The organism is Chitinophaga sp. 30R24 (assembly GCF_049056765.1).
Taxonomy (GTDB): Bacteria; Bacteroidota; Bacteroidia; order Chitinophagales; family Chitinophagaceae; genus Chitinophaga.
This window is the reverse complement of the sequence record NZ_JBJGXX010000003.1, coordinates 368738-395549: the sequence shown is the minus strand read 5'-3', so window position 1 is coordinate 395549 and position 26812 is coordinate 368738. Positions and strand designations below refer to the sequence as shown.

Genomic DNA, 26812 nt, shown 5'->3' with positions numbered 1-26812 from the left:
AATTCTAATCTCTGCACCACAATGATCCGCAACATCAAATTATTCATCTCTATAACCATATTGGCCATGCTGGCCGGATGCAGCGTAAAATACTCTGCTACCGGCGCCAGTATAGACCAGGATGCCAAAACGGTGAATGTGCGCTTTATCATTAACAAAGCGCCGATCAACAACCCTACCTTAAGTCAACGACTGACCCAAAGGCTGCGGGACAAGATCACCTCCCAGACCCGGCTTACCCAGGTGAATGAAAATGAACCCAGGGCCGACTATGAGTTTAAAGCGACTATCACCGGCTACTCCTTTTCCAATGCCGCCGTTACCAACGTAGACAAGGCAGCCACCTCCCGCTTGAATGTTACCGTAAACGTTACCTTCATTAAACGGGTGGGCGATAAAAAAGGATTTTCTCAATCCTTTACCCGGTCTGCCGACTTTTCGGCCTCACAGCTTCCTAGTACTGTAGAAAATAACCTGTTGGATAACAATATCATTCCCGGTATCACGGATGATATCTTCAACAGGGCCTTTGCAAATTGGTAGTACATCATCCATTTTTTACTACATTAGTATCCTATGACTGCAAACAGGATTATAGCACACGTGTTTCTACAACCATCCCTGCAACAGGTAGATGAAGCTGTGATGGAAAAGCTGGTAGCAGATCACCCTTATTTCTCTGCCGCCCGGTTATTACTGGCACAGAAGGTATATCAGCAAACCGGTGACCTGCATAGCAACGCCGTGAAAAAAGCACTGCTCTATACCCACCAACATCATTACGCCTACCAGCTGATCACTGAAATGCCAGTGCTGCCGGAAAACTTCCAGCCACCTGTAGCTCCAGACAATGGGAAAAGCATTGCGGCAGAACTGGAAGAAGAACAGGTATTGCCAATGGCAGAAGACCGCCTGGAACCCGTAATTCCGGAAGATAGCCTGCCAATAGCAGCTACTACCCAGGATGCTCCTATTGGCGCTGCCCTGGAAGAAGAACAGGTATTACCCGTGGTAGAAGACCAATTAGCACCCGTAATTCCGGAAGATAGCCTACCAATAGCAGCTACTACCCAGGATGCTCCTATTGGCGCTGCCCTGGAAGAAGAACAGGTATTACCAGTGGTAGAAGACCAATTAGCACCCGTAATTCCGGAAGATAGCCTACCAGATACATTCCCGGTAATCCTATCCGTACAGGAAGACCGGTTAGCGCCCGTAATTCCGGAAGATGAGCTGCCTGAAAGCGCTACTGCCGATAGTTTTTCTCATTTAACAACGTCTGAAGCCCCATTACCTGCTGCAGAGGCTGAAACACCTGTAACCAGCCCGGTAGCGGCCCACGACAACATCGCTATTCACGTTACTGCGCCTGGCGATGCAGCGGCTTCCGGACCTATCAAAATATTCCCTTTGAATTTATCTATCGCCGCAGAAGAAACAGAATTGACCTTCCAGCCCTTATATTCCGATGATTATTTTGCCTATAACCGGCTTAAAAATCCCGATGAGGCGGATCAGTTGAATGAACAAGGCGCTGCCGAAATGAAAAGCTTTACCTCCTGGCTGCGGCAGATAAAGGATAACTTTGCCGGCAAAAGCACTAAAGATTGGTATCATCAGCAATTGCACCGTTTGTATGAAGAAGACAATGAGCCGGAAGTATCTGAAACCGTGGAAAAAATGGCTATAGCATCCATCACTTTCAATAACGACATCGTTTCTGAAACCTTGGCTGAAATCTGGGTACATCAGCAACAATACGGGAACGCCATTAAGATATATCAAAAATTAAGTTTGCTTAATCCCGACAAAAACGCTTATTTTGCGCAAAAGATATTAGAACTAAAGACACTAAAAGACAAAAATAAATAGTAATCTATGTTGATAATTTTCGGTATCCTGATCATATTAGCCTCTGTGTTGTTAGGCTTTTTCGTGCTGATCCAGAACCCCAAAGGTGGCGGTCTTTCCGGTGCACTTGGCGGCGTTGGTAATCAGGTGATCGGGGTGCGTCAAACTACTGACGTATTAGAAAAAGGTACCTGGATACTGGCAGTAATTATTGCCGTATTATGCCTGACTGCGCCATTTTTCATTGGCAAAACCAGCAAAGCACAAACTATCGCTCCCAGCGCTGTAGAAAAAGCTTCTGCCGGCCAGCCAGTGCCTACAGCTCCGGTTCCACCAGCTCAGCCAGCTCCTCAGCCTACCAAATAATAAATTAAAAAATATTAGCTTTAGCCCTTAGCGTCTGAGGCATTTACTTAGCAGCTAAAGGCTAACCATAAAAAGCTTTGAAAAGCCTCGCCCTGAAAAGCGAGGTTTTTTTAATGGCGACTAAACTGCTGGCATTAACCAGCTTATATTGAAAAACCGCGCCAGCTCATAATTTCCGATACTATCTATGGCTAAAAGAAGTAAGCAATCCAGCCCTAAGTCTGTCTGGTTAAAACGGTTACTGGTAATGGCCGGCTGTTTGGCTGCCGGCGTGCTGGTATATATCACCTACCGCGTTTTCGGTCCCAATACCAGGGCTTTTGGCGACACTAAATACTTTTATGTACGCACTAACAGCACTTATAACGATGTGCTGTACGGACTAGAAGAACAAGGAATTATACGTAACCGTAGCAGCTTCAACTGGGTAGCCCAGCGGCTCGACTACCCTTCCCGGGTAAAAGCGGGCCGTTATAAAATTGCCAGGGGGATGAGCAATTTCGATATTGCCAAAATGTTACGTTCTGGCAAGCAATCACCGGTAAACCTCGTTATCAATAAGTTAAGGACCAAAGACGATTTTGTAAGGAAGATATGCCTTAACCTGGAAGCCGATTCCAATGTGTTGCGCGCGCTCATGAAAGACCCGGTATACCTGCGGCAATACGGCATAGATACCAATACTGTGATGTGCGCGGTAGTACCGGACACTTATGAATTTTACTGGAATACCGGTGCTGAAGCAGTCTTTAAAAAACTGGAAAAAGCCAGAGAAGATTTCTGGACCCCGGAACGCAAAGAAAAAGCGGCCCAACTGGGCCTATCCAAGAATCAGGTAACCATTCTGGCTTCTATTGTAGAAGAAGAAACCAATAAAAATGATGAAAAACCATTGATTTCCAGCGTTTACCTAAACCGGTACCGGAAAGGCATGCGTTTGCAGGCAGACCCAACAGTGAAGTTTGCATTACAGGATTTTGGCCTAAAAAGGATACGGGAAAATCACACCTTGTATGATTCTCCGTATAATACTTACCATTATGAAGGGTTGCCTCCCGGCCCTATTTGTACGCCTTCCGAAAAAACTTTAAACGCCGTTTTAAATACTCCGGAAACGGATTACCTTTATTTCTGCGCCAGATCCGATTTTTCCGGCTATCATGCTTTTGCAGCCACCTATGCAGAACACCTGGAAAATGCCAGAAAATACCAGGCAGAATTAAATAAAAGAGGATATTAATGTTGCTGTGAGAGACGCAACAGTGCGTCTTTCACAGCACACCGGAAAATCAGGCTTCATCAGATCATTATCATCAATTAAATCACGTAATCATATTGGCATTCAAACCCGAAAACATCATCTTACACTCCCGGCCTTACCGTCGGTTGGTGGAAAAAACAAAAAAAACCTTTCCACCTGGTTTTGAAGGCCTGCCGTTGTATGATGTGCTGAAACATTTCGGACAGGAAACTAAAAACCGGGGACTGGGAGACCGTGCCAGGGCTATTTCATTCAACTTCTTGCTGGCGATTCCTCCGTTTTTCATCTTCCTGTTTACCCTCGTGCCCTATATTCCCATGAAGCATATAGAGCCTACCCTCTACGACCTGGCCGAAGACCTCACACCTAACTATAACACCTATATGATTGTACGGGGAATGATCCATGATTTCCTCTACACCCATCGTAACGGATTATTGTCCATCGCCTTTCTAATGGGTTTTTTCTATTCTTCTAATGGCGTAATGGGCATTTTACGTTCTTTCAGCAAGCTGCAAGGCCCTGGTTTCCGTAAAAGGAAATGGTGGCAGAACCGGTTGATCGCCCTGCAGTTAACCGCTATCCTCGTACTATTGCTATTGATCACTGTAGCCCTGATTATTGCCCAGGGAGCTACCCTGCGCTGGATATTCCACCTGATCGGCGTTAAAAGCGCCTTCTTCATCAATTTAATTGACATGTCACGCTGGGTAGTGATCGTCATGCTTTTTTATTCTGTTAATGCAGTACTGTACCGTATAGGCGCCGCTACTACCCGCAAATGGAAGTTCATTACAGCCGGGGCTACGGTAGCTACCATTTGTATGATCTTGGTAACAATCGGCTTTTCATGGTTTGTTAACAACTTCGGTAACTATAACAAGATCTATGGCTCTATTGGTACTATCCTGGTGTTGATGCTCTGGATATTCCTCAACTCATTTATCTTATTGGTAGGCTTTGAGCTCAATGCCAGTATCCGTACGCTCAGTGATGCAAGGCAAGAAGGAAAAAAAGCACAACAACCCGCCACTGGGCAGAACACTTATTAAATATTTTTATTTTATTATTTTTTATCATATCTTAACATGGTTTTTTGTCCTGAGAAAGAACAAAACAACTGCTGCGTTTTACTATATTTAGTTCCGGACCTGAAAACTATCTGTTATGATAAAGGCCACCTTTTATTTATCCTGTACTGTTTTACTTACTGCCTTTTCACCGGTAAAAGAAACGCTACCAGAACTGGAACCTGGATCCCCGTTACCTAAATCAGAACTTACCTGGCAAGATATTTCCGGAAAAGAAATTTCATTGAATACCGCCAAAGGCAGCAATGGCCTGCTTGTTATATTTGGCGGCAATCGCTGCCCCTATATGCAACGTAACCAGGAACGTATACACAATATCTGCGCCCTGGCCGCCCAAAACAATATCGGCGTGGTAATGGTCAACTCTAATGAAGCCGCCCGCAACGTAGGAGAGTCTTTGGACGAGATGAAAGAATTTGCTTCCCAACAACAATTTACCTGGTATTATATCCTCGACAAAAACGCCCTGCTGGCAGATGCATTTGATGCCAACCATACGCCAGAATGCTTCCTGTTCGACAACAACAACTGGCTCATCTATAAAGGCGGTATCGATGATAGTCCGGGAAATGCTGAAGCAGTAAAAACACGTTTATTGCAAAATGCCATCAGCGAAATGCTGGCAGGAAAAAACGTTACCACCAACACCGCCAATAGCCTGGGATGCAATATTAAGAGAAGAATATAGCGGCTCACATTGCAACAAAATGAGCTATTGCCCTACTAAAAACACGGCATTACTAAACAGCAGTTTACCGTTTTCCCAAAAGCTTCTGAACAGTGGGTTATCTGCGAGCACCACTACTTCCCCGTTACCCATATCTTTTACCCCGAACAACAGGCCATCTTTCAGTTGTTGCCGGGTTTCCGCGCCCACAAATCCGCTGAGATAATTGTCTTTTTTCAGTATGCCCACATTCCAACCATTGTTTTCAATGAATTCAAATAAACGGGCATCCTGTTTCAGGGTATAGTAAAAAGCAGTATAACCAAAGGCCAGTGGATGGGTGGTATCCATTTGTACCTTATAAATAGCACCAGGGATAAACTGTTTTATACTTTCTCTTTCCCTATTGGCATAGGGTTTTAGCATATTATAAGGATTGATGGCCAATGCCTTTTCTTTAGCCTCTTTGTCATCTTCGTCTCTCTTTAGTTTGATCCCAAAATCTGCTCCTGCCACCTGGGCACTGGCGCCTTCCAGGGCAATCAGTTTACCGCCATTGTTCACCCAATCCTTCAGGCGGTCTGTTACCGCTTTGTCGGAAAATAACTTATACTCGCCGTCTGGCAGGATCAGTACATCCTGCTGTTCCCAGTTCACATCTGCCAGGTCCCTTTCATTGACTACCGATACCGGAAAATCCAGCTGTTGCTCAAAGAAATGCCAGATCTCTCCCATGCCCAGGGAAGAAACACCATCGCCAGCCAGCAATACAATATTGGGCTTTTTAATATACCGGATCTTACCGGAACCGAAATCGGTGCCCTTATCCACAAAACCACTGGCTACTGCATCCAGGCTAATATTGAAGCGGTTGGCCTGCGTAGTGATAAACTGATCAAACAATGCTCCTTTACTGGTATTACCAGAACGGGCAATAATGAGCGTACCCGCCGGAAAATCTTTTCCCGCTGTGGTGAACGGCGTTTCGGTAAAACGCACTTTGATATCGTTTTGAAGCAGGGCCGACAGAAACTTCACATCACGGATGCTGTTCCATTGGGCCAGGTAAGCGTAAGGATGCTGTGCTACCAGTGGCGTATTATTTTTGATCACTGGCATCTCTGCTTTAGGCACAAGTGGCTGCTTTACCGCATAGGAAGTAAGGCCGTATACATAAGGCAAAGCCCAAGCAGTAATATCGTAGGTAACAGAATCCGTTAAATGCGATACCGGTTCAAATAATACCCGTAGTATATTAGAACGTGGCTGATATGCATTGATCACCATATCTTCCTTATCAATAGTGAATGCTTCCACTTTACCGGTAAAGTAATTGAAACCGCTGCTGGCAGCAACAGTAGCGCCATAGCCAAAAGTGATATTATTTTTATGCAACAGTTCTGCCAGCGTATTCAGCTTCTCAGTATTACCACCTGCTTTTACCACATAGGATTTATTTCCTCCCTGAGGGTCTTTTTTAGCCGCATCAAAATACTGTGCATATTCAGTGATGATCTTGCCGGCATTTTGCGAAGCAATTTCGATAGTAGACATACCCGTAGTAAAGTGGTGCGCAATGCGCTCAGAAAGGGTGAGCGTGTCTCCATCCCTTTTTAATACCGCTATACCGGCCCGACCACCGCCGCCTTGTTCAAAGGTCATACCAATAGCCCCGTTATACATGGGATAGGTATCTCCGTAACTGGGATAAAAAAGGTCAAATCTTTCTTTGGTAAAGTACAACCATCCCTGCTGATCGAAATACTTTGCATTATTCTTTCCGATCATTACCTGCAATTGACGCTGCCAGGGAGTAATTGCATCGTGGAAAGGCGCTGCCGCCGGCGCAAAATAATAAGGCGCTTCAATTTCCTGTTCATGAAAATCCACGTGCAGCTGTGGCATCCACTGGCTATACTTAGCCATCCGCTCCTGCGATTCTTTCTGTGTTTGCCAGGCCCAATCGCGGTTAAGATCAAAATAATAGTGATTAGCCCTGCCTCCGGGCCACGGTTCATTATGTTCCCGCGTAAAGCGGTATACGTTAGGTTTGAGGGAACGGGTGGTATTATAGTAATTCACATACCTTTCCCTTCCGTCGGGATTAAGGCAAGGGTCAATAATCACCACTGTATTCTTTAGCCACTGCTGCGTTTGTGCATTATCATTATTTACCAGCTCATAGAGCGTTTTCATAGCAGCTTCAGTAGATACGGCCTCGTTGCCATGTACGTTGTAACTTAGCCATACAATCACCGGTTGATGACTACCACCGTTCCCATTTGCATTAGACATATCCAGGCTGCGCTGGCGGATGTCTTCCAAATGGCCTATGTTCTCCGCCGATGCCACAATCGCCATCATCAATGGGCGGCCTTCGTAAGTAACGCCATATTGTTCCAGCTTCATATTACTGGTAGCTGCGGCCACTGCTTTAAAATAATCGATTACCCGGTAGTGCGGTGTAAACTGCGTTCCCAGAGGATATCCCAGGAACTGATCAGGTGTTGGCACCTGGGCCTGTATAGGGAGAAAGCCCAGCAAAGCGAAAGCCAATATCAGATATTTGCGCATAGAAAGCCTATAATTGTAGCTTGTAAGTTAGGAATTGTTTTTGAACGAATGCAACGCACACGAGTTCACCATACCCAGAACAGGCCCAGGAGCGTTAATTGGTAAAGACGTTTCATAGTCAGGGAATTATATTGTCTATCTCCTGAAAGTTAGCTGCTTTCTGATATATTTCCTATACAAGTCTTAATTTAGTCCCAAACACGATGCCCATGCGTTTCCTGATATTGCTCGGAATTACGGTATGTACGTGGCACATCGCTTGTGCCCAACAAATAGCGGATGAACTACATCCTTATGATTATACCATTGAGAAAGATATTCAGGTATTACATGGTGCAGTAGTATCTGCCCATCCATTAGCCAGCCGCGTAGGCGCCATGATCTTACGGCAGGGCGGTAATGCAGTAGATGCAGCCATTGCTACCCAACTGGCGCTAGCCGTGGTATACCCCGGCGCCGGTAATATTGGGGGCGGAGGGTTCCTTGTGGGGCATCTGAAAAATGGGCAGCATATCGCGATCGATTACCGGGAAACAGCGCCTGCCAAAGCCCAACGCAATATGTACCTCGACGCTCTCGGGCAACCTATCCCCCAGCTGAGCCTCAACGGCCACCTGGCAGCGGGTGTACCCGGCACCGTGGCCGGCCTGTTTGCCGCCATGAAATATGCCCGGCTGCCCTTCGCTAAACTGATAGATCCCGCCATAAGCCTGGCAGACAAAGGCTTTGCCATTACCGAAGCGGAAGCCGATGGCTTAAATGCTTATAAAGCCGATTTCGAAAAATTCAACACTACTAAAACAGCATTTGTAAAAGAACAACCCTGGAAAGCCGGAGACACCCTTATACAAAAAGAGCTGGCACATACGTTAACCCTTATACGCAATAAAAAGGCTGCCGGATTTTACCAAGGGGAAACCGCCAATAACATCGTAGCAGAAATGCAACGGGGCCAAGGCATCATTACTTTGCAAGACCTCAAAAACTATAAAGCCAAAGAGCGTACGCCGGTGGTGTTTAACTATAAAGGCTATACGATTGTAACCATGCCGCTCCCCTCCAGCGGCGGCATCTGTTTACAACAGCTCATGGGCATGGTAGAAAACTACCCCATCGCACAATGGGGATTTCTGTCGCCACAGGCCGTACAGCTGATGGTGGAAGCAGAAAGACGGGCCTACGCCGACCGGGCCAAATTTCTGGGTGATCCCGACTTTGTTAAAGTGCCGGTAGTGCAGTTGACCGATAAACGATACCTGACCGCCCGCATACAAAACTATACACCCGGCAAAGCCGGCTCCAGTGATATCACCCAGGCCGGCATTTTCCCGGAGAGTGAAGAAACCACCCACCTCAGCATCATTGATGCTGAAGGCAACGCAATTGCCGTTACCACCACACTCAATGGCCACTATGGCAGCAGAACAGTGGTAGGCAAAGCAGGTTTCCTGCTCAACAACGAAATGGACGATTTCAGCGTAAAACCCGGCGTACCCAATATGTATGGACTGGTAGGCGCCGAAGCTAACGCCATTGCACCAGCCAAGCGCATGCTCAGTTCCATGACCCCTACCCTTGTATTACAAAAGGGACAGGTATTGTATTCACTGGGTACACCCGGCGGCGCCACTATTATTACGTCTGTATTCCAAACGTTAATGAATACCCTGGAATTTGGGCTTTCGCCTTCGGCAGCCATTAACCAACCTAAATTCCATCACCAGTGGCGGCCCGATAATATCGCTGTGGAGCAAAACTTCCCAGACAGCACTATCCAGGCCCTGCAGCAAATGGGGTATAAGATCGTAGAACGCGGCGCTATTGGCCGCACTGAAATTATTAAACGGGCAGCCGCCAGCCGCTTCCTGGAAGCTGCCGGGGATAAACGTGGCGATGACAGCGCAGCAGGATATTAACACTAAAACATACCAAACCATGTCATTTTCTGAAACGTATCTGAAAAGCATATTGCAACGGTTTGAAATGTACCGGCAACTAGGCATCAAAACCATAGAACGGCTCAATACCGAACAACTGAACTGGCAACCGGAAGGGGAACCCAACAGCATTGCCGTGATCGTACAACATCTTCATGGCAATATGTTGTCGCGCTGGACCGATTTCCTTACCGCCGACGGAGAAAAACCTAACCGCAACCGCGACCAGGAATTTGAAACATCCTCCCTCACCTATGAACAGATCGTGCAACAATGGAACGAGGGCTGGGATTGCCTGATGCAGGCTATCCATCACCTGCGGGAAGAAGACCTGGAAAAAACAGTGTATATCCGCAGCGAGCCACATGCCGTAATAGATGCCATTAACCGGCAACTGGCGCACGTTCCCTATCACGTAGGACAAATCGTATATATTGGCAAAATGCTGCTGAAAGACAAATGGCAAAGCCTTTCTATACCTAAAGGCGGTTCGGCCGCTTATAACAAAGCCAAAACGGGGAATCAATAATCCATGAACATACGTATCATTTTAAGCGCTATCAGCACCATATTGCTGATAAGCGCCTGTCAAGGTAAAAAGAATAATGAGCTGCTAATGAATAAAAAGTGGCGGGTATATGATGTAAAAATTCCACCCGACGCCCCAATCAGCAATACACAGTACATACAGGCAGAAGACCTTAAAAAAACCTATTACCGGGATGCCTATTACCAGTTTCTTGATCATAATGTATTTGTAGCCACTATTGGAGGCAAGGCAGATACCGGGAAATATTTCATCCTCAGCAACGGGGCCATGATCTCTGTAACGGCCTCCAATGGCGACCGGCGAGTAGAAAACCTGGTTACTATTACCCGGCTTACCGCTGATTATTTCGATATGAAGGTGACTTCTACCGATTTCCAGTTTATCTTATGTACTAAAAAGGAATAGCAAATGGCTTTGTATACAGATAATACCCCGGGAAGAACAGTGTTGCTGGAAGGACGCAGCTGCCTGTTCTTTTCGGGTTTTGCCTATCTGGGTCTGCACCAGCACCCTGCTTTCAAGACATTGCAGACCACAGGAATGGCAAAATATGGCGCTCTCTTTCCATCTTCACGGGCAGCCAACCTACGGTTATCTATATACGAGGAAATGGAACATGCCTTGTCCGTATTGTTACAGCAACAGGCGGCAGCCCTGTTTTCTTCCGGCTATCTGGCCTCACAGGCAGCCGTGCAATATGCGCACAGCTGCGGCCAGCTGCTGTATGCCCCCGATGCGCATCCCTCCCTATGGTTCCTGCAACCCACGCTCCCGCCTATTAGCCGGGAAGAATGGATACTGCAAACCATCACCCAAATAAACACCCATCCGGATCATCACTTTGTGATCGTTACTGATACCGTAAATCCGCTCAGCAGCACCATCCACCCTTTTCACTGGCTGCAGGAGCTACAACGCAAAGTGTTGGTAGTAGCAGACGATTCCCATGGCATCGGCATTCTTGGCCCGGAAGGACAAGGCAGCAGCCACTTTTTGCCTTCGAGCCCTTATGTACGCTACCTGCTCACTTCTTCCCTGGCCAAAGCTTATAGCTTGCAAGGCGGCGTAGTAGCCGGGCATGCAGCAGATATCGCAGCAGTGAAAAGGCTCCCCATCTTCACCGCCAGCACCCCCATGGCGCCTGCTAACGCCTACACATGGCTACATAGTGGAGCGCTGATCTCTAAGATGCGCTACTCCCTGCAACAAAATATCGCCTATCTGCTCCACTTATCGGCAAATACACCTGTACATAACCCTCACGGGTTACCCGCATTCCTTTTGCCCTCCACTCCCCACCTCGCCGCACAATTGGCCAGCAAGGACATTATTATCTCCCACTTCCCCTATCCGTTTCCACATAGCCAGCCACTCAACAGGGCAGTAATATCTGCCCTGCACCTGCAGGAAGATATATTGGTGCTACATCAACAACTACAAAATAACCTGTAGTGGGTTGTAGAGCCGAAAAATGATAAATGACTAAATAAGCCTATTATATTTTGAATATCAACTAATTGTAGTTAACCAAAATACAAAATATCAATCTTACAAGGTAATCATCTCCCGAAGACCAACAAAAATCAACGACTCAATTATCCTTTACCATTGCCGGTTAACAGGTAAATACACCTTATTTATCGGCCGATTGATATTGACTGGCAACTATTAATTATTTTTGCCGGATAAACTTTACCGCCTGAAAAAAGTACGGAAAATATTGTCTGTCGTGTTGCTATGTTTGTTAGGCCTTGTTATTCTGATTGGAATACTGGTAAACATTCCCGTGGTACAAAACTTCCTTGTTCATGAAGTGACCAGCCGGCTGTCGCAACAATTAAAAACACGGGTTGAAATAGACCGGGTAAGCTTCCGGCTATTTAACAGCATGCAACTGGAAGGCGCACTCATTGAAGATCAGCACCACGATACGCTCCTATACGCCGGCATGCTCCAGGTGCGCGTTACAGATTGGTTCTTTTTCCAGGACAAGCCAGTGATCAAATACATTAAACTGGAAAATGCGCAGGTAAACCTGTTGCGTTCCCAGCAAGACTCGACCTGGAACTATGATTTCCTAGAAAAAGCATTCGGTGCTGCACCGGATACCAGCCACCAGCCCTCTAAAGGCGTTTCGCTGGACCTTAAAAAAATAGACCTCCGTAACATCCGCTTTAACCAGGTAGACGCCTGGATAGGGGAAGATATGCGGGTAACTGCCAAACGCATTTATCTGGATGCTAAAAACTTCGACCTTCAAAAGCATAATATAGATATACAGGAGCTCACCCTTACAGCACCTGATTACATCATCAGCAATTACCATTCTTCCCCGCTGCGGCGCAGAAGGCGTGTTGCTGCCAACCGTCCTGTATATGACACCAGCCAGTTGCGATGGAACAATAATAACTGGAAACTGATCGTCAAAGAACTCAATATCAAAAACGGCACCTTCGGGGTAGATGATCCGGATGATTCCTCCAAAGTGGTACCGGGCTATTTTGCGCCCAACCATATCCGTTTCAATGAAATTAATCTCTCCCTCACCAATACCAGCCTGGTAAAGGACAGCATCTTCGGCGACCTTACCCTGCATACCAAAGAACGTTGCGGCTTCGATGTAAAAAAGCTGACCTGCCGTTTCAAAATGTCGCCCGTAGAAATGGAGTTCTCCCAACTGGATCTGGAAACCAACCGTAGTCATATCGGCGATTATTATACCATGCAGTATAACGACATCAGCGACATGAACGATTATGTGAACGATGTACTGATGCAGGCCCATTTTAAGAACACGAAAGTATCTTCCGATGATATCGCCTTTTTTGCGCCGCCGTTATCCTCCTGGAAAAAAGAGATCACCGTGAGCGGAAAGGCCCGTGGCCCTGTGAGTAACCTGAAAGCAACGGATATAGCCCTGGAAGCAGGCAATACTACCCGTTTGAAAGGTTCCCTGGAATTGCGCGGGTTGCCGGATATCAACGAAACTTACATCGACTTCCATACAGACGACCTGGTGACCACCGGGGCAGACGTCATGCAGATTATGCCAATAGTGAAAGAGATAATAAGCACCGTGCGTATAGACCGCCTTTCCTCCATCCGCTTCCAGGGAAGCTATACCGGCTTTATCAACGACTTTGTGGCTTATGGCCAGTTTCAAACCAATCTCGGTAAACTGAGTTCCGATCTCAATTTCAAAACCAACAGCGATGTGCCGGTGTATTCCGGTAGCCTTACCGCCGCCAACTTCGATATTGGCAGCCTGTTTGATAACAGCAACCTTTCTACTATCTCCCTCGACGCAAAAGTGAAGGGGGCCGGGTTCAACTTTAAAACACTACGGGCCAGCGTAGATGCTAATATCCAGGAAATAGCGCTGCTCGGGTACAATTATCACAACATTAAAACAAAAGGAGATATGAGCCGCAAATTTTTCAACGGCTCCCTCACCGCCAACGATCCTAACCTGGATATGAACTTTGCCGGTACCATCGACTTCAATGAAGCCCTGCCTGTTTTCCGGTTTAATTCAGAAATCCGCAAGAGCGATCTCAAAGCCTTGCACCTCACTTCCGACTCCGTTACACTGCAGGCCAAACTGGACCTTAATTTCGCCGGTAGTAACATCGATAACTTCGATGGCACAGCACGGATGTACGAAGTATCTGTATTTAAAGATAAACGGCGCCTGGAATTTGATTCCCTCTACGTATCTTCCCACCAGATCAACAACGAGAAGGTACTAGAATTTACAGGCAGTGAGATCAGCGGATTTGTAAAAGGAGCCTACAGCTTCCTGCAACTGCCGGATGCTTTCCAACTGCTACTCTATAAATACTACCCCAGCTTTTTCAATGCGCCGCAAAACATGAACATCAACCAAAACTTCACCTTCGCCTTCCGGCTGGGAGAAGTGGATAAATTGCTGAAAGGCTTTACCAAACAGTTTTCCGGCTTCAACAACACTACTGTAGACGGCGCACTCAATACCAATAACGGCGGTAACCTACAGCTAGACATCAACATACCCGAAGCCGCTTATCTCGACTACCAGGTACAAGACCTGCAGGTAAAAGGAGGCGGTAATTTCAATAAAGTGAATATCAGTACCAGCATCGGCAAAGTACTGTCCGGCAAAAATACCGTGCTGGAAAGTCCGCTGATACTGGCCAGTTCCGGGCATGATACCTCTTTCGTAAAAGTAGACCTCTCAGCAGACGACTCTACATCTCTGGATGGTTTTTATGCCCGTATAATTACCGTGCCGCAAGGCGTAAAGATTAATTTCCTCAACAGCGCCTTTACCGTTAACGAACGGCAATGGAATGTAACTCCCGGTAATGAGATCTATTGGAGCAAGCATTTCCTTACCGTAAAAAATCTGCGGATCACCCGCAACGACCAGCGCATTACGGTAGAAACCAACGAATTCAATCCCGATGAATCAAAGTTTACCATCACCTTGAAAAACCTGAACCTGGCAGATGTAATTCCGTCGCAGCTCATTACCACCCGGGTTGAAGGCATCACTGATGGTATCATCAATATATCAGACCCTACGCAAAACCTGGAAGTGAATGCCGCGCTGAGAACGCGCGACTTGCGTATAGATAACGATTCCATTGGCGCCTTGAATGTAGATGGCAGCTATCATCATGAGTCTGGCACCGCTACTTTTAGCGTACAATCAGATAACGAAGGCAAATTCTTCCTAGCGCAGGGAAAGGTAGGTTTATCTGCCAGCAACAATGGCATCGACGCCCATGTAAAAGTAAATGGCACTTCCATCAGCCTACTGAATAAATACGTGGTAGGTTATGTATCTCATCTCACCGGTTCCGTTACCGGCGATCTGATTGTTGGCGGCACTACCCAGCTACCTTCTGTAAGAGGCACGCTCGTATTGGATACAGTAGGCGTTACCGTAGATTACCTGGGCACGCATTACCGCATTCCCAAGCTAAACATTAACGTAGATGATAACCTGATTGAGTTCGGCAACTTCGTACTTATTGATAAATACAATACCCAAGGTACCGCCAGCGGCTATATCAGCCATGACCACTTCGATAAACTCAACTTCGATTTCGACGTTACCGGCCGGAAGTTCCTTTTCCTGAATACCAATGCCACCGACAATGACCTGTTTTATGGAGATGTGATCGCCGACGGTAAGGTATACTTTTCCGGTCCGCTCAACGATATGCAAATGCACATCATTGCGCGCCCTATTAAAGGCACACATTTTTATTTGCCGATGACCGACAGTAAGGATATCGGGAAATACGACTACATCACCTTCAAAACCTACGGTACAGACATCGTAGAAAAGAAAAAGAAAAAAGACAACACTAAACTGACCGTAAAACTGGACATCGCCGCCAATCCTGATGCCCAGATAGATGTTATCCTGGATGCCACCACCGGCGATATTATTTCTGCCAATGGCACCGGCAATCTGCAGATTACCGTGAACACAGAAGGCGACTTTACGATGTTTGGCAACTACGAAATCAACAACGGATCTTATAACTTCACCTTTCAACGCCTTACCAGCTGGAAGTTTGATATAGAGAAAAACAGCTCCATCATCTGGAACGGCGATCCGTCTGAGGCCAAAGTAAACATTATGGCCAAATACTCATTGCCCAAAGTAAGCCTGTATAACCTGGTAGGGCAAGGCACCAATATCAGCAGCGACAAACTGGCTACCCGCACAGAAAAGGTGGATGTATTGATTAACCTGCGCGGCGCTCTGTTAAAACCGGATATTACGTATTCCATTGAATTACCGGATGTAGGTAGCCTCGCTTATGAAAGCGGAGTAGCTGCCCATCTGAAAGAAATCAACAGCGATCAGAATAAAGCATTATTCCAGGTGTGGGGATTACTGTTCTCCAACCAATTCCTACCCGACGACGCTACCACCTCGGCGGCGGCCAATGTGGGTATTACCGGCAAAAACAGCGTAGGACAAGCCTTATCCGCACAAGCGCAAGCCATTTTGAATAACATTACCGGCGCCCTCCTCAAAGGCAGCGGCATCGGGGTGAATGTCAACTACCGGGCTTACAATGTAGGCGGTCCGCAAGACAACTCTTCCGTAGACCGTAACCAGGTGAGCGCCGGTATCACCAGCACCTTATTCAATAACCGGTTCCGATTGTATGCCGGTGGAGACTACGACTGGGGGAAAACAGCAACTTCTGCCAGTACCAACCGCCTGGCCGGCGACTTCCGCCTTGAATATCTGCTTACGCCGGATGGCCGTTTCCGTATCAATGCCTTCAGTAAAACGGATTACGACGTATATAACCTGAACAACCGTACAAAGTCTGGTATCGGTATTTCCTATATCAGAGAATACAACCGCTTCAATGAACTGTTTAATGCTAACCGGCGTAAACGCCTGCTCTTGCCGGATTCCCTGCGCAAAGCAGGTATGATGAAGGAAGATTCCCTGAAAGGGAGAATAGACTCTACAGCAATAGGGCAAGCCTTCCATCTCTAAGCGCTATACCTAGTAAAGCGAAAAGGAGTAAAACCTGTGCAATACAAGCTTTACTCCTTTTCGCTTTGCTGGCTTGCCGGGGCAGCCTGCTATATTCATTTATCCTTTCAGGATATCATGTCCTAATTTGTCCCGTTTAGTTCTCAGGTAATTTTCGTTGTGAGGGTTGGGATGGATCTCGATCGGCACATTTTCCACTACTTCCAGGCCATATCCACTTAAACCGGCGCGTTTGCGCGGATTGTTGGTGATAAGGCGGAGCTTGGAAATATTGAGATGACGGAGTATTTGTGCACCTACGCCATAATCGCGTTCATCCATTTTAAAGCCCAGTTCCAGGTTGGCTTCTACAGTATCTAGCCCTTCTTCCTGCAGCTTATAGGCTTTCAGTTTGTTCATCAGGCCAATACCTCTTCCTTCCTGGTTCATGTATAGTATAAGGCCTTTACCTTCTTTTTCCACCATCTGCATAGCAGCGTGCAGCTGTTCGCCACAATCACAACGCAGGGAATGGAGTATATCTCCTGTTACGCAGGAAGAGTGTACACGTACCAGTACCGGTTCACCTTTTTCCCATTCGCCTTTTTTGAGGGCCATGTGGATTTCACCGGAATTCACCTGCTTAAATGCGATCAGTTCAAAATTGCCATATTTGGTAGGCATCTGTACTTTCACCCCTTCTTCGATCAGTGTTTCGGTACTGAGCAGATAAGAGATCAGGTCTTTAATAGAGATCAGTTTCAGGTCGAATTTGGTAGCAATTTCGCGCAGTTCCGGCAGGCGGGCCATAGAGCCATCTTCGTTCATGATTTCCACCAGTACGCCGGCAGGTTCAAAACCAGCCAGTCTGGCCAGGTCGATGGTGGCTTCTGTATGGCCGGAGCGGCGTAATACACCGCCTCTCTTGGCTTTCAGCGGGAAAATATGCCCGGGCTTGCCCAGGTGCTCCGGTTTAGTATTAGGATCGATCAGGGCCTGTATCGTTTTAGCCCTGTCGTGGGCAGAAATGCCGGTGGTACAGCCGTGACCGAGCAAATCTACGGATACGGTAAAAGGAGTCTGGTGTAGGGCAGTATTGTCGCGTACCATTAGTTCGAGGCCCAATTCTTCGCAACGCTCTTCTACAAGTGGTGCACAGATAAGGCCACGGCCATGGGTGCTCATAAAGTTGATGATTTCCGGTGTTACATTGCGGGCGGCAGTGATAAAGTCACCTTCATTTTCACGGTCTTCGTCGTCTACTACGATCACTAGTTTACCGTTTTTTATATCTTCTATTGCTGCTGCTATTGTGTCTAACATATAAATATTTCCTCCGGGTCAGTAATATTGAATGCCGCAAAGTTACAACATATACCTGTGAAAAGTTGAGCCGGTTCAGTCGCTAATTTTTGTTAAAAAAATGTTGTAGTAATGTTAATTATACAATTTTTTTTAACATATATAAATATTTAACAATACATATGTTGCAAAATAAAAATGTCCTTTAGAATTGAGTCTGGGTAAGGATTTAACTTATTATCGATAAGTACAATTTGACAAATCATAAATTTTAGTAGATAACTTGAAGAAAGTCAATGTTTACGGGCATTTACATGAAATATTTCGAAGTATAATGCAGTGGTTTGAGATATCCACAGTGTACTTAACAATTTGTTAATTTCGAGTTAAATTTTGAAACAGAAAATTAAGCAACTTTGCGCCATGAAATCAAAATCCGTTAACATGGGGTTAAAAAAATTACTCGCAACGTTTTGTTTGTTGCTCATCTCCATTTTCACTTTTGCGCAGGTAACTACTTCCAGTATGACAGGAAGTGTTCGGGACGATAAAGGTGAAGGACTGGTAGGAGCCACCGTTAAAGCTACACACATACCTTCCGGAACTGTGTATGGCACCGTAACAAGAGCCGATGGTTACTACACCATTCCGGGCATGCGCATTGGCGGCCCGTACAAAGTAGAAATTTCCTATATCGGGTTCGAAACCAAGGTATTGGAAGGAATTTCCTTAAGTCTGGGTGAGCCTTTCGTGATCAACGAAAAGCTGATATCCGGACAACAACTGCAAACGGTAAACATTGTAGGCGCACAATCGGCCAAACTGAGCCTGAACAAGACCGGCGCCTCAACCGTTATCAACAACAGGCAGTTAAACACCCTCCCTTCTGTATCTCGTAGCATTACCGATTTCACCCGCCTCACTCCACAGGCGAACGGTAACAACTTTGGCGGTCGCGATGGCCGTTACAACAATTTGCAGGTAGATGGCGCAAACCTGAATAACAACTTCGGTTTGAGCAACGACCCACTCCCCGGTGGTGGCGCCTCTCCAATTTCACTGGATGCTTACGACCAAATTTCGGTTAATATCGCGCCTTACGACGTGAGACAATCAGGTTTCACCGGCGCTGGTATTAACGCGGTTACCAAAAGCGGTACCAACGAATTTCATGGTAGCGCTTATGGCTATTACCGTGACCAAAGTTTCAACGGTAAAAAGATCCATGATTACACCCTGCCCGTTTCTAAAACCGATAACAGAATAATCGGTGGTACTTTTGGCGGCGCTATCGTAAAGAACAAACTGTTCTTCTTCGCCAACGCTGAATTTGAAAACTCCCACTCTCCTGGCGTAGCTTATATCCCTACTCCATCAGGTGCAACTCCTTCTGGTTCAAACATGTCGTCTACTTCTGCAGATTCACTGAAGAAACTGCACGACTTCCTGCTGTCCAAATACGGATATGAAGCAGGCAGCTACAACGACTTCCCGGCTCTGGAAACCAAGAACCATAAGATCCTGGCCAGAGTAGACTGGAACATCAACAGCGTACACAGACTGACCTTGAAATACAGTGATTTCAAAGGTTCTGACATGACCGTTGAAAATGCAACCAGTATTCCAAACACCACTGCCGGCGGTTATACTGTTATAAGCGGTACCGGTACTTACAGCAACACCCGTTTGCCTAACAACCGTTTTGGTCCTAAATCAATGTCGTTCTCTAATTCCAACTACGGAACAGACCACATTGTAAGAAGCGCCAACCTGGAACTGAACAGTAGCTTCTCCAACAGAATGTCGAACCAGTTCCTGTTGACCTACACCAAAATCCGCGATACCCGTACTATTCCGGGCGGACAAGTGTTCCCAACGATCGATATCTTCAACAATGATGGTAACAACTACATGAGTACTGGTACCGATCCGTTCACTTACAATAACGATGTTATCAACAACATCTTCTCTGTAACCGACAACTATACCTACTATGCCGGTAAGCACACCATTACTGCGGGTCTTACCTTCGAATACCAAAAAGTAGGTAACATGTTCATGTCTGGTTCCCAGAGCTACTACATGTACAACTCACTGGCGGATTTTATGGCAGACAAGCCACCTGCTTTCTTTGCCTATACTTATTCTCTTGTACCCGGAGAACCCAGAGTATATTCTGCTGAGTTAAAAATCGGTCAGTTGGGCGCGTATATCCAGGATGAATTTAACGTAAGCAATAACTTCAAACTGACTTACGGCCTGCGTGCAGACCTCCCTATTTACTTACAGAGTCCGCTCGAAAATCCGACCATCACTGCACTGAAATTCCCGAACGGAGCACAGTACAACACTGGAGAATGGCCTAAATCCCGCATACTACTGTCGCCAAGAGTTGGTTTCAGATGGGATGCATTGGGTGATAAATCCCTCATCCTGCGCGGTGGAACTGGTATCTTCACAGGTAAAATACCTTTTGTATACCTGACCAACATGCCTACTAACAGTGGTATGTATCAGAACCAGGCGATCATCAACCAACCTGCTCAGCTGGCTGGCCTGACGTTTAATCCAGACCCGAATGCATATAAAGGTCTGTTCCCCGTTACACCGGATGATAAAAATCCACCAAAAGGCTTCACCGTACTGGACCGTGACTTCAGATTCCCTCAGATCTGGAGAACTAACATCGGTATCGATAAAGCCTTGGGCTGGGGTTTGACAGCTAGCATTGACGCGATGTACACTAAAGACATCAATGCGGTTAGAATGATCAACGTAAATCTCCTGGATCCAACCGGTCACCTGAACGCCAATGGCGATACCAGACCTTGGTACCCACCTGGAACACCTAAATACGCTTTCTCTAATGTGAACAGTGCCATCCTGATGAAGAATACTTCCAAAGGACACTCTTTCAACATAAGCGCACAATTGGCTAAAGTATTCTCTAACGGCTTCTATGGTTCCGTAGCGTATACCTATACCAACGCGAAAGACGTAACCGGTAACCCTGGTAGCCAGGCAGCTTCTATCTGGCAAAGCAACCCGAACGTGGGTACTTCCAATGCAGAAGAACTGTACAATTCCCAGTATGGTATTCCTCACCGTGTAGTAGCAAACCTTTCTTACCGTAAGGAATATGCAAAACACTTCGCTTCTACCCTGTCTCTGTTCTACGAAGGCATGAGCCTTGGCAGAGTAAGCTATGTAGTGAATGGTGATATCGACGGCGACGGTAACGGTTCCACTGACCTGATGTACATCTACGCTAAAGGTTCAGACGTTAACTTTATACCATATACTACCGGCGGTAAAACTTATTCCGCGGCAGACCAGGCGGCTGCTTACGATCAGTTCATCAGCAACAGCAAATACCTGAAAAAACATAAAGGTGAATATGCTGGAAGAAACGGTGCGCTGATCCCTTGGTATAACAGGCTGGATGCCCGCTTCCTGCAGGAATTCTTTATTACTACCAAAGGCGGTACACGCCATACCCTGCAATTCAGCGTGGATATGACCAACCTGCCTAACCTCCTGAGCAAAAACTGGGGTGTAAGACAACAGTATATTATCAACAACCCTCTGGCCAGCAAAGGGGTAGATGCTAACGGCGTTGTAACCTACAACTGGGCTACCAGCGGTTCTTCACTCATTACCACTCCTTACCAGGACGTACGTACCAACTACAGTACCTGGGGTATGCAATTGGGTGCGAAATACAGCTTCTAATCCAATAACTTATCACTATACTAAAAAGCTCCTGCCAATTGGCAGGAGCTTTTTTTATACCTTTTCTTACCCCATTGCCGTTATCTCTCCCTATCCCAGCATGGTTTTCACATCTGCGCAGCGGTGCCCCACAACCTGGTTACGAAAAGAAGAAGAAAAGTTGTAAAAATTTAGCCATGGCCGTTTTCCAGGTAGCAGAGTCATGTTCCGGTCGGCCGTTTCATCGGCAGTACCGCATTCAAAGAAAAACTGTTGGCCGGGATGAAAGTTCCCCACCCGGATAAGTTGATGCATAATGCGATCACGATCATCGCGATAATCTGCTCCCAAAGGCTTACTGCGCCACCACAGTGAACCAGAAAAAATGCCGGCCAATTGGAAGAACGACGGATAGCGCCAAACAATGTCCAAAGCGGATAAGCCCCCCAGCGACCATCCCGCAAAAGCGCGGCGTGTAAGCGGAAACGTTGGGTACCGCTGTTGGAGGTAAGGCAACAGCTCCTGTATAATGAACTGGGTATAGCGCTCTGCCAGCTGTCCCTGCCCCATATAATCCGGCACGCCGGCAGTGCCATATTCTGCCCGCCGCAATGCACCGGCTAAATCCCGGCCACCATTACCGTAGCCGGCAGGGAAGGCAATAATGGTAAGAGCTCCTGCCCGTCGTTCACTAATAATAATACGGTAGGGAAGCTTCCTGTGAAATACGTGTCCAGCAACACTTCCCGTTGCAAGTAAACGGAATTAACCGAATGTTGATGAGTATGCACATAACAATTTAATGATAAACCAGGAATCTTTTTTAAATTTATCTAAACACTTTCCAGTGACTGAAAACTATCTGAAATGGCATTCTCCCAGCTTGGGAAAGGAATTTGAGATGTTGGTATTCGGCGAGCGCGGATATCCGTTATTACTCTTTCCTACCTCTATGGGACGTTACTATGAAAGCAAGGATTTTGGCCTGATAGCTGCTATCAGCTGGTTTATCAAAGAAGGAAGAATTAAGGTATACTGCCCAGACAGCATCGACGCCATCAGCTGGTACAATAAACATATCCCTCCACGGCAAAGAGCGTATAACCATCTCTGTTACGATAAAATGCTGATGGAAGAAATCCTGCCCCGCATCTCCGCAGAAACAGGACGCGAACGCATTGTGGCCGCCGGTTGCAGTTTCGGTGGCTACCATGCTGCCAATTTTGCTTTCCGGCATCCGGAGCGTGTATCCTACCTGTTTAGCCTGAGCGGCACTTTCGATATCAAAAACCGCATGGACGGCTACTACGACGATAACGTTTATTTTAACAGCCCTGCCGACTATATACCAGACAACCAGCATACTGACCTATGGCGCATGGGTATTATACTGGGGGCAGCAGATAAGGATGTTACGCGGCCACAAAATGAACGCTTGTCTAGTATACTAACCAACAAAAACATATCCCACTGGCTGGATATACGGCCGCATAGCACGCACGACTGGCCTGCATGGCGGGAAATGCTGCCTTATTATCTATCACTCATCAAGTAGTTGTATGAAAAAAATCGGTATCCTTTTCGGACAGGAAAACACTTTTCCGCAAGCATTTGTAGACCGCATTAACCGAATCAATCCTCCCGGCATCTTTGCCGAATTTGTTACTATCGACAAGGTAATACAAGGAGAAGATACCGGTTACGCAGTAATAGTAGACCGTATTTCCCAGGATGTACCCTTTTACCGGTCGTACCTGAAAAACGCCGCTGCCGCAGGCACAGCAGTGATCAACAATCCTTTCTGGTGGAGCGCAGACGATAAGTTCTTCAATAATACACTGGCAGAAAAGCTTGGCATAAACGTGCCCCGTACCGTGTTACTGCCATCCAACCAACTACCGGACAATACCACCGACAAATCTTTCCGCAACCTGATATATCCGTTCGACTGGAATACCATCTTCGACTATATTGGCTTTCCGGCTTATATGAAACCTTATGCCAATGGTGGGTGGAAACATGTATACCAGGTGGAAGATAAGGAAGACTTCTTCCGGAAACATAGTGAAACAGGTCAGCTGGTGATGATGTTACAGGAAGAAATTGATTTCAATCAATATTACCGTTGCTTTTGCATTGGCGGCCGGGAAGTACGGATCATGGCCTATAATCCGCGGCAACCGCACCATCTCCGTTACCAGGCAACACATGAGCCTACCCCTACCCTTGCCGCACAAATCACCGAAATGGTGCTGACATTGAACCAGCACCTGGGTTACGACTTTAATACCGTGGAAATAGCTGTGCGCGGCGACATCCCCTTTGCCATAGATTTTTGCAATCCCGCTCCAGACGCCGACCAGCAGACTATCGGGGAGGCGCATTTTGAATGGGTTGTAGAAAACAGCGCCCGTTATGCCATTGAAAGGGCTATCGCCCAAAAACCCGGAAAAGATAACCTTACCTGGGGGAAATACATGCATCCAAGCATCGCTAAAGTTAAACCGGTGGCCGACAATACCAGCAAACCCGTTAAAAAGAAAGCGACACCCGTAAAAACATTAAAAGCTACGCCGGCAACGGAAAAAAAAGCGGCTCCCACCAAAGCACCTAAAACTACGGTTAAAAAAAGCCCTGCTAAAAAAGCACAAAAAGAAAAATGATACCGCTACATTTGTAATGCTATTAGCGGCCAACCGCTGACCGGCCGGGGTAGACGAACAACCATTCATCTGCGCCCGGCAAACAAGGCAGTTGACCAGCCAGACTAAAAAGAGCCAACGTCTGTCAACTTAGCTACTAGTAACTAAAAGCATAAAGCTAAAAAGTATGTTTAAGGCGTTTACGCTGGGTATTGAAGAAGAGTACATGGTAATAGATCCCGTTACCCGGGAGCTAAAATCGCATGAACAAAAAATAGTGGAACAGGCCCATAAGGTGATCAACGACCAGGTAAAAGCTGAATTCCACCAGGCAGTAGTAGAAGTAGGCACCCGTATTTGTGCCAATGTTCAGGAAGCAAGGGAAGATGTGGCCTTCCTTCGGCGCACCATTGCACAAATAGCAGGCGACCTGGGCTTCCATATCGGCGCTTCCGGCACACATCCCTTCAGTAAGTGGGAAAAACAGCTCATTACAGACCATCCACGGTATTTTGAAATCGTTAATGAGATGCAGGATGCCGCCCGCTCAAACCTGATCTTTGGCCTTCACGTGCATGTAGGCATGGAAAACCGGGAAATGGCCATCCATATCGCCAATTCCGTGCGGTATTTCCTGCCACATATCTTTGCGCTCAGCACCAACTCCCCGTTCTGGGAAGGCCGTAACACCGGTTTTAAATCCTTTCGCACCAAGGTATTTGATAAATTTCCCCGCACCGGCATCCCAGACTACTTTGCGAGCATAGAAGAATATGATAACTACATCAAGCTATTGGTAAAAACCAACTGCATTGATAACGCCAGAAAAGTATGGTGGGACCTTCGCGTACATCCTTTCTTCAACACTGTAGAATTCCGGGTATGCGACGTACCGCTCACCCTTGAAGATACCATTACCATTGCTGGTCTTTTCCAGGCCGTATGTGCCAAAATATACAAGCTACGCATGCAAAACCTGAACTTCATCAGTTACAACCGGGCACTCATCAATGAAAATAAATGGAGGGCTTCCCGCTATGGCATAGATGGTTACCTGATCGATTTCGGCAAAGAAATGGAAGTAAATACCCGGGCACTTATTTATGAATTACTTGATTTCATTGATGATGTAGTAGATGAACTGGACAGCCGTGAAGTAATTGCCGCCACTACCCGCTTGCTGGAAACCGGCACCGGGGCAGATAAACAACTAGAAGTTTATGCTGTTACCAACGATCTTATTGCAGTTACTGATTTTATTCAAGGGCAATTTTTATTGGGTTGCTGATATTAACTGTTAATTGTAAAAAAGGAAAGAAAGCAAACTCTCTTCATATATTTTAACGCTTTGCTACTGGCGGCTAACCACACCTAGAAAGCAGACTCTCTTTGCATAGATAACTTTTAACCCTATGCTAACAGCTGGTGGCGCTCCCGCTTTCCGCGGCATTTTTCGTAACTTTGCATGATGTATCCGATTAAACAACACTGGAAGGTAGCCGTGCTGGATATGTACGAGGGTGTTCCCAATGAAGGGATGCGCTGTATCCGGGAAATACTGGCAAAATATGCCAGTATGCATGCATTGGACCTGCAATTTGATGAATTTGAAGTAAGACAACAGATACAGGTACCCGATACTTCCTATGATATTTACATTTCTACGGGGGGCCCTGGCAGCCCGGTAGACAGTGAAGGCAGCGCCTGGGAAACAGCCTATTTTTCCCTCATCAATGAGCTGCTGGAATGGAACCGCACACAGGATATAAAAAAACCGGCCTTTTTTATTTGTCATTCTTACCAGATCATGTGCCGGTATTATCAGTTGGGAAATGTGTGTAAACGAAAATCACCTGCATTTGGGGTATTTCCAGTACACAAAACCGCCGCAGGTATGCGGGAAAAAGTATTCAGCGCATTGCCAGATCCTTTTTATATCGTGGATAGCCGCGACTGGCAGGTAATAGGGCTTAATTACGCCAACCTGCAGGCGATGGGCGGTCATGTACTCGCCCTGGAAAAAGAAAGGCCGCATGTTCCTTTGGAACGCGCTACTATGGCAATACGGTTCAACGAACATTTTATCGGTACCCAGTTCCATCCTGAAGCAGATGCAGCAGGTATGCATATGTACCTTTTGCAAGAAGAAAAGAAAAAACAAGTCATCAATAACCATAGCCTGGAGAAATACAACAGCATGATCAGTCAACTCACCGACCCTGATAAAATTATGCTAACACACGACCGGCTTATTACGGCATTTCTGGACTATGCCATCTATGGCCAGCTCTCCGAAAGGCTGGCTGCTATAGAACGGCTGGTACAAATAGCCACCCATACAGACAAAGAACATTCGTTCTTCTAATA

Annotated in this window: 20 protein-coding genes; 16 read left to right on the top strand and 4 right to left on the bottom strand. The window is 46.5% G+C overall.

The genetic code is table 11. The annotated features are described in order from the left end of the window. Positions 1-21 precede the first annotated feature (21 nt). The 6 genes from lptE (at position 22) to ACDQ55_RS11780 (ending at position 5257) form a co-directional block, all read left to right on the top strand. Positions 22-543 carry an LPS assembly lipoprotein LptE gene (gene lptE, locus ACDQ55_RS11805; protein WP_420981595.1) on the top strand — a complete coding sequence of 174 codons (522 nt, stop codon included), beginning with the start codon at positions 22-24 and terminating at the stop codon, positions 541-543. A 33-nt stretch (positions 544-576) separates the two neighbouring features. Continuing rightward, entirely contained in the window at positions 577-1872 is a 1296-nt protein-coding gene (locus ACDQ55_RS11800; RefSeq protein WP_420981594.1) for a hypothetical protein, read from the top strand. Between the two features lie 6 nt (positions 1873-1878). Then, positions 1879-2217, top strand: a complete 339-nt coding sequence (gene secG, locus ACDQ55_RS11795; RefSeq protein ID WP_420981593.1) for a preprotein translocase subunit SecG — start codon at positions 1879-1881, stop codon at positions 2215-2217. 187 nt (positions 2218-2404) lie between these two features. Next, complete coding sequence (mltG, locus tag ACDQ55_RS11790; RefSeq protein ID WP_420981592.1) at positions 2405-3457, top strand: endolytic transglycosylase MltG; 1053 nt, start codon at positions 2405-2407, stop codon at positions 3455-3457. A 95-nt stretch (positions 3458-3552) separates the two neighbouring features. Further along, positions 3553-4530 carry a YihY/virulence factor BrkB family protein gene (locus ACDQ55_RS11785; RefSeq protein WP_420981591.1) on the top strand — a complete coding sequence of 326 codons (978 nt, stop codon included), beginning with the start codon at positions 3553-3555 and terminating at the stop codon, positions 4528-4530. A gap of 115 nt (positions 4531-4645) precedes the next feature. After that, positions 4646-5257, top strand: coding sequence for a redoxin domain-containing protein (locus tag ACDQ55_RS11780; RefSeq protein ID WP_420981590.1), 612 nt, complete (start codon positions 4646-4648; stop codon positions 5255-5257). Between the two features lie 24 nt (positions 5258-5281). Here the strand turns inward: ACDQ55_RS11780 and ACDQ55_RS11775 are convergent, their stop codons facing one another. Next, the gene (locus tag ACDQ55_RS11775) at positions 5282-7810 is read right to left on the bottom strand and encodes a M14 family metallopeptidase (protein ID WP_420981589.1); all 2529 of its coding nucleotides are present in this window, start codon (positions 7808-7810) and stop codon (positions 5282-5284) included. 209 nt (positions 7811-8019) lie between these two features. Between ACDQ55_RS11775 and ggt the strand changes: the two genes are divergently transcribed. The 5 genes from ggt (at position 8020) to ACDQ55_RS11750 (ending at position 16811) form a co-directional block, all read left to right on the top strand. Further along, positions 8020-9726: a gamma-glutamyltransferase gene (gene ggt, locus ACDQ55_RS11770; protein ID WP_420981588.1), complete on the top strand. Its 1707-nt coding sequence runs from the start codon at positions 8020-8022 to the stop codon at positions 9724-9726. A 19-nt stretch (positions 9727-9745) separates the two neighbouring features. Further along, positions 9746-10276 carry a DUF1572 family protein gene (locus ACDQ55_RS11765; RefSeq protein ID WP_420981587.1) on the top strand — a complete coding sequence of 177 codons (531 nt, stop codon included), beginning with the start codon at positions 9746-9748 and terminating at the stop codon, positions 10274-10276. A 3-nt stretch (positions 10277-10279) separates the two neighbouring features. Further along, a complete protein-coding gene (locus ACDQ55_RS11760) occupies positions 10280-10702 on the top strand; it encodes a hypothetical protein (RefSeq protein WP_420981586.1) in 423 nt (140 codons plus the stop codon). A gap of 3 nt (positions 10703-10705) precedes the next feature. Next, the gene (locus ACDQ55_RS11755) at positions 10706-11749 is read left to right on the top strand and encodes an aminotransferase class I/II-fold pyridoxal phosphate-dependent enzyme (protein WP_420981585.1); all 1044 of its coding nucleotides are present in this window, start codon (positions 10706-10708) and stop codon (positions 11747-11749) included. A gap of 226 nt (positions 11750-11975) precedes the next feature. Beyond that, positions 11976-16811: a translocation/assembly module TamB domain-containing protein gene (locus ACDQ55_RS11750; protein ID WP_420981584.1), complete on the top strand. Its 4836-nt coding sequence runs from the start codon at positions 11976-11978 to the stop codon at positions 16809-16811. Between the two features lie 99 nt (positions 16812-16910). Here the strand turns inward: ACDQ55_RS11750 and ACDQ55_RS11745 are convergent, their stop codons facing one another. Continuing rightward, positions 16911-18113, bottom strand: a complete 1203-nt coding sequence (locus ACDQ55_RS11745; protein ID WP_420981583.1) for a bifunctional 3,4-dihydroxy-2-butanone-4-phosphate synthase/GTP cyclohydrolase II — start codon at positions 18111-18113, stop codon at positions 16911-16913. A 423-nt stretch (positions 18114-18536) separates the two neighbouring features. Between ACDQ55_RS11745 and ACDQ55_RS11740 the strand changes: the two genes are divergently transcribed. Continuing rightward, positions 18537-21824: a TonB-dependent receptor gene (locus ACDQ55_RS11740; protein ID WP_420981582.1), complete on the top strand. Its 3288-nt coding sequence runs from the start codon at positions 18537-18539 to the stop codon at positions 21822-21824. A gap of 90 nt (positions 21825-21914) precedes the next feature. On the opposite strand, the gene ACDQ55_RS11735 is transcribed toward ACDQ55_RS11740, so the two are convergent. After that, positions 21915-22415 carry an alpha/beta hydrolase gene (locus ACDQ55_RS11735; RefSeq protein WP_420981581.1) on the bottom strand — a complete coding sequence of 167 codons (501 nt, stop codon included), beginning with the start codon at positions 22413-22415 and terminating at the stop codon, positions 21915-21917. Between the two features lie 8 nt (positions 22416-22423). Next, entirely contained in the window at positions 22424-22594 is a 171-nt protein-coding gene (locus ACDQ55_RS11730; protein ID WP_420981580.1) for a hypothetical protein, read from the bottom strand. A gap of 56 nt (positions 22595-22650) precedes the next feature. Here ACDQ55_RS11730 and ACDQ55_RS11725 point away from each other — a divergent pair, with 56 nt between their 5' ends. The 4 genes from ACDQ55_RS11725 to ACDQ55_RS11710 all read left to right on the top strand — a co-directional run bounded on the left by ACDQ55_RS11725 (position 22651) and on the right by ACDQ55_RS11710 (position 26810). Further along, a complete protein-coding gene (locus ACDQ55_RS11725) occupies positions 22651-23358 on the top strand; it encodes an esterase family protein (protein WP_420981579.1) in 708 nt (235 codons plus the stop codon). Between the two features lie 4 nt (positions 23359-23362). Further along, entirely contained in the window at positions 23363-24466 is a 1104-nt protein-coding gene (locus tag ACDQ55_RS11720) for a hypothetical protein (protein WP_420981578.1), read from the top strand. Positions 24467-24632: 166 nt separating this feature from the next. Then, positions 24633-25733 carry a carboxylate-amine ligase gene (locus tag ACDQ55_RS11715; protein ID WP_420981577.1) on the top strand — a complete coding sequence of 367 codons (1101 nt, stop codon included), beginning with the start codon at positions 24633-24635 and terminating at the stop codon, positions 25731-25733. Positions 25734-25910: 177 nt separating this feature from the next. Next, complete coding sequence (locus ACDQ55_RS11710) at positions 25911-26810, top strand: type 1 glutamine amidotransferase (RefSeq protein ID WP_420981576.1); 900 nt, start codon at positions 25911-25913, stop codon at positions 26808-26810. Positions 26811-26812 lie beyond the last annotated feature (2 nt).

Excerpts from the sequence above, each read along its gene's own strand:
- ggt (WP_420981588.1), top strand. The coding sequence starts at position 8,020 with ATGCGTTTCCTGATATTGCTCGGAATTACGGTATGTACGTGGCACATC.
- ACDQ55_RS11715 (WP_420981577.1), top strand. The coding sequence starts at position 24,633 with ATGTTTAAGGCGTTTACGCTGGGTATTGAAGAAGAGTACATGGTAATA.
- ACDQ55_RS11780 (WP_420981590.1), top strand. The coding sequence starts at position 4,646 with ATGATAAAGGCCACCTTTTATTTATCCTGTACTGTTTTACTTACTGCC.
- ACDQ55_RS11720 (WP_420981578.1), top strand. The coding sequence starts at position 23,363 with ATGAAAAAAATCGGTATCCTTTTCGGACAGGAAAACACTTTTCCGCAA.
- ACDQ55_RS11745 (WP_420981583.1), bottom strand. The coding sequence starts at position 18,113 with ATGTTAGACACAATAGCAGCAGCAATAGAAGATATAAAAAACGGTAAA.
- lptE (WP_420981595.1), top strand. The coding sequence starts at position 22 with ATGATCCGCAACATCAAATTATTCATCTCTATAACCATATTGGCCATG.
- ACDQ55_RS11760 (WP_420981586.1), top strand. The coding sequence starts at position 10,280 with ATGAACATACGTATCATTTTAAGCGCTATCAGCACCATATTGCTGATA.
- ACDQ55_RS11765 (WP_420981587.1), top strand. The coding sequence starts at position 9,746 with ATGTCATTTTCTGAAACGTATCTGAAAAGCATATTGCAACGGTTTGAA.
- ACDQ55_RS11710 (WP_420981576.1), top strand. The coding sequence starts at position 25,911 with ATGATGTATCCGATTAAACAACACTGGAAGGTAGCCGTGCTGGATATG.
- ACDQ55_RS11800 (WP_420981594.1), top strand. The coding sequence starts at position 577 with ATGACTGCAAACAGGATTATAGCACACGTGTTTCTACAACCATCCCTG.
- ACDQ55_RS11755 (WP_420981585.1), top strand. The coding sequence starts at position 10,706 with ATGGCTTTGTATACAGATAATACCCCGGGAAGAACAGTGTTGCTGGAA.
- ACDQ55_RS11775 (WP_420981589.1), bottom strand. The coding sequence starts at position 7,810 with ATGCGCAAATATCTGATATTGGCTTTCGCTTTGCTGGGCTTTCTCCCT.
- secG (WP_420981593.1), top strand. The coding sequence starts at position 1,879 with ATGTTGATAATTTTCGGTATCCTGATCATATTAGCCTCTGTGTTGTTA.
- ACDQ55_RS11740 (WP_420981582.1), top strand. The coding sequence starts at position 18,537 with ATGGGGTTAAAAAAATTACTCGCAACGTTTTGTTTGTTGCTCATCTCC.
- mltG (WP_420981592.1), top strand. The coding sequence starts at position 2,405 with ATGGCTAAAAGAAGTAAGCAATCCAGCCCTAAGTCTGTCTGGTTAAAA.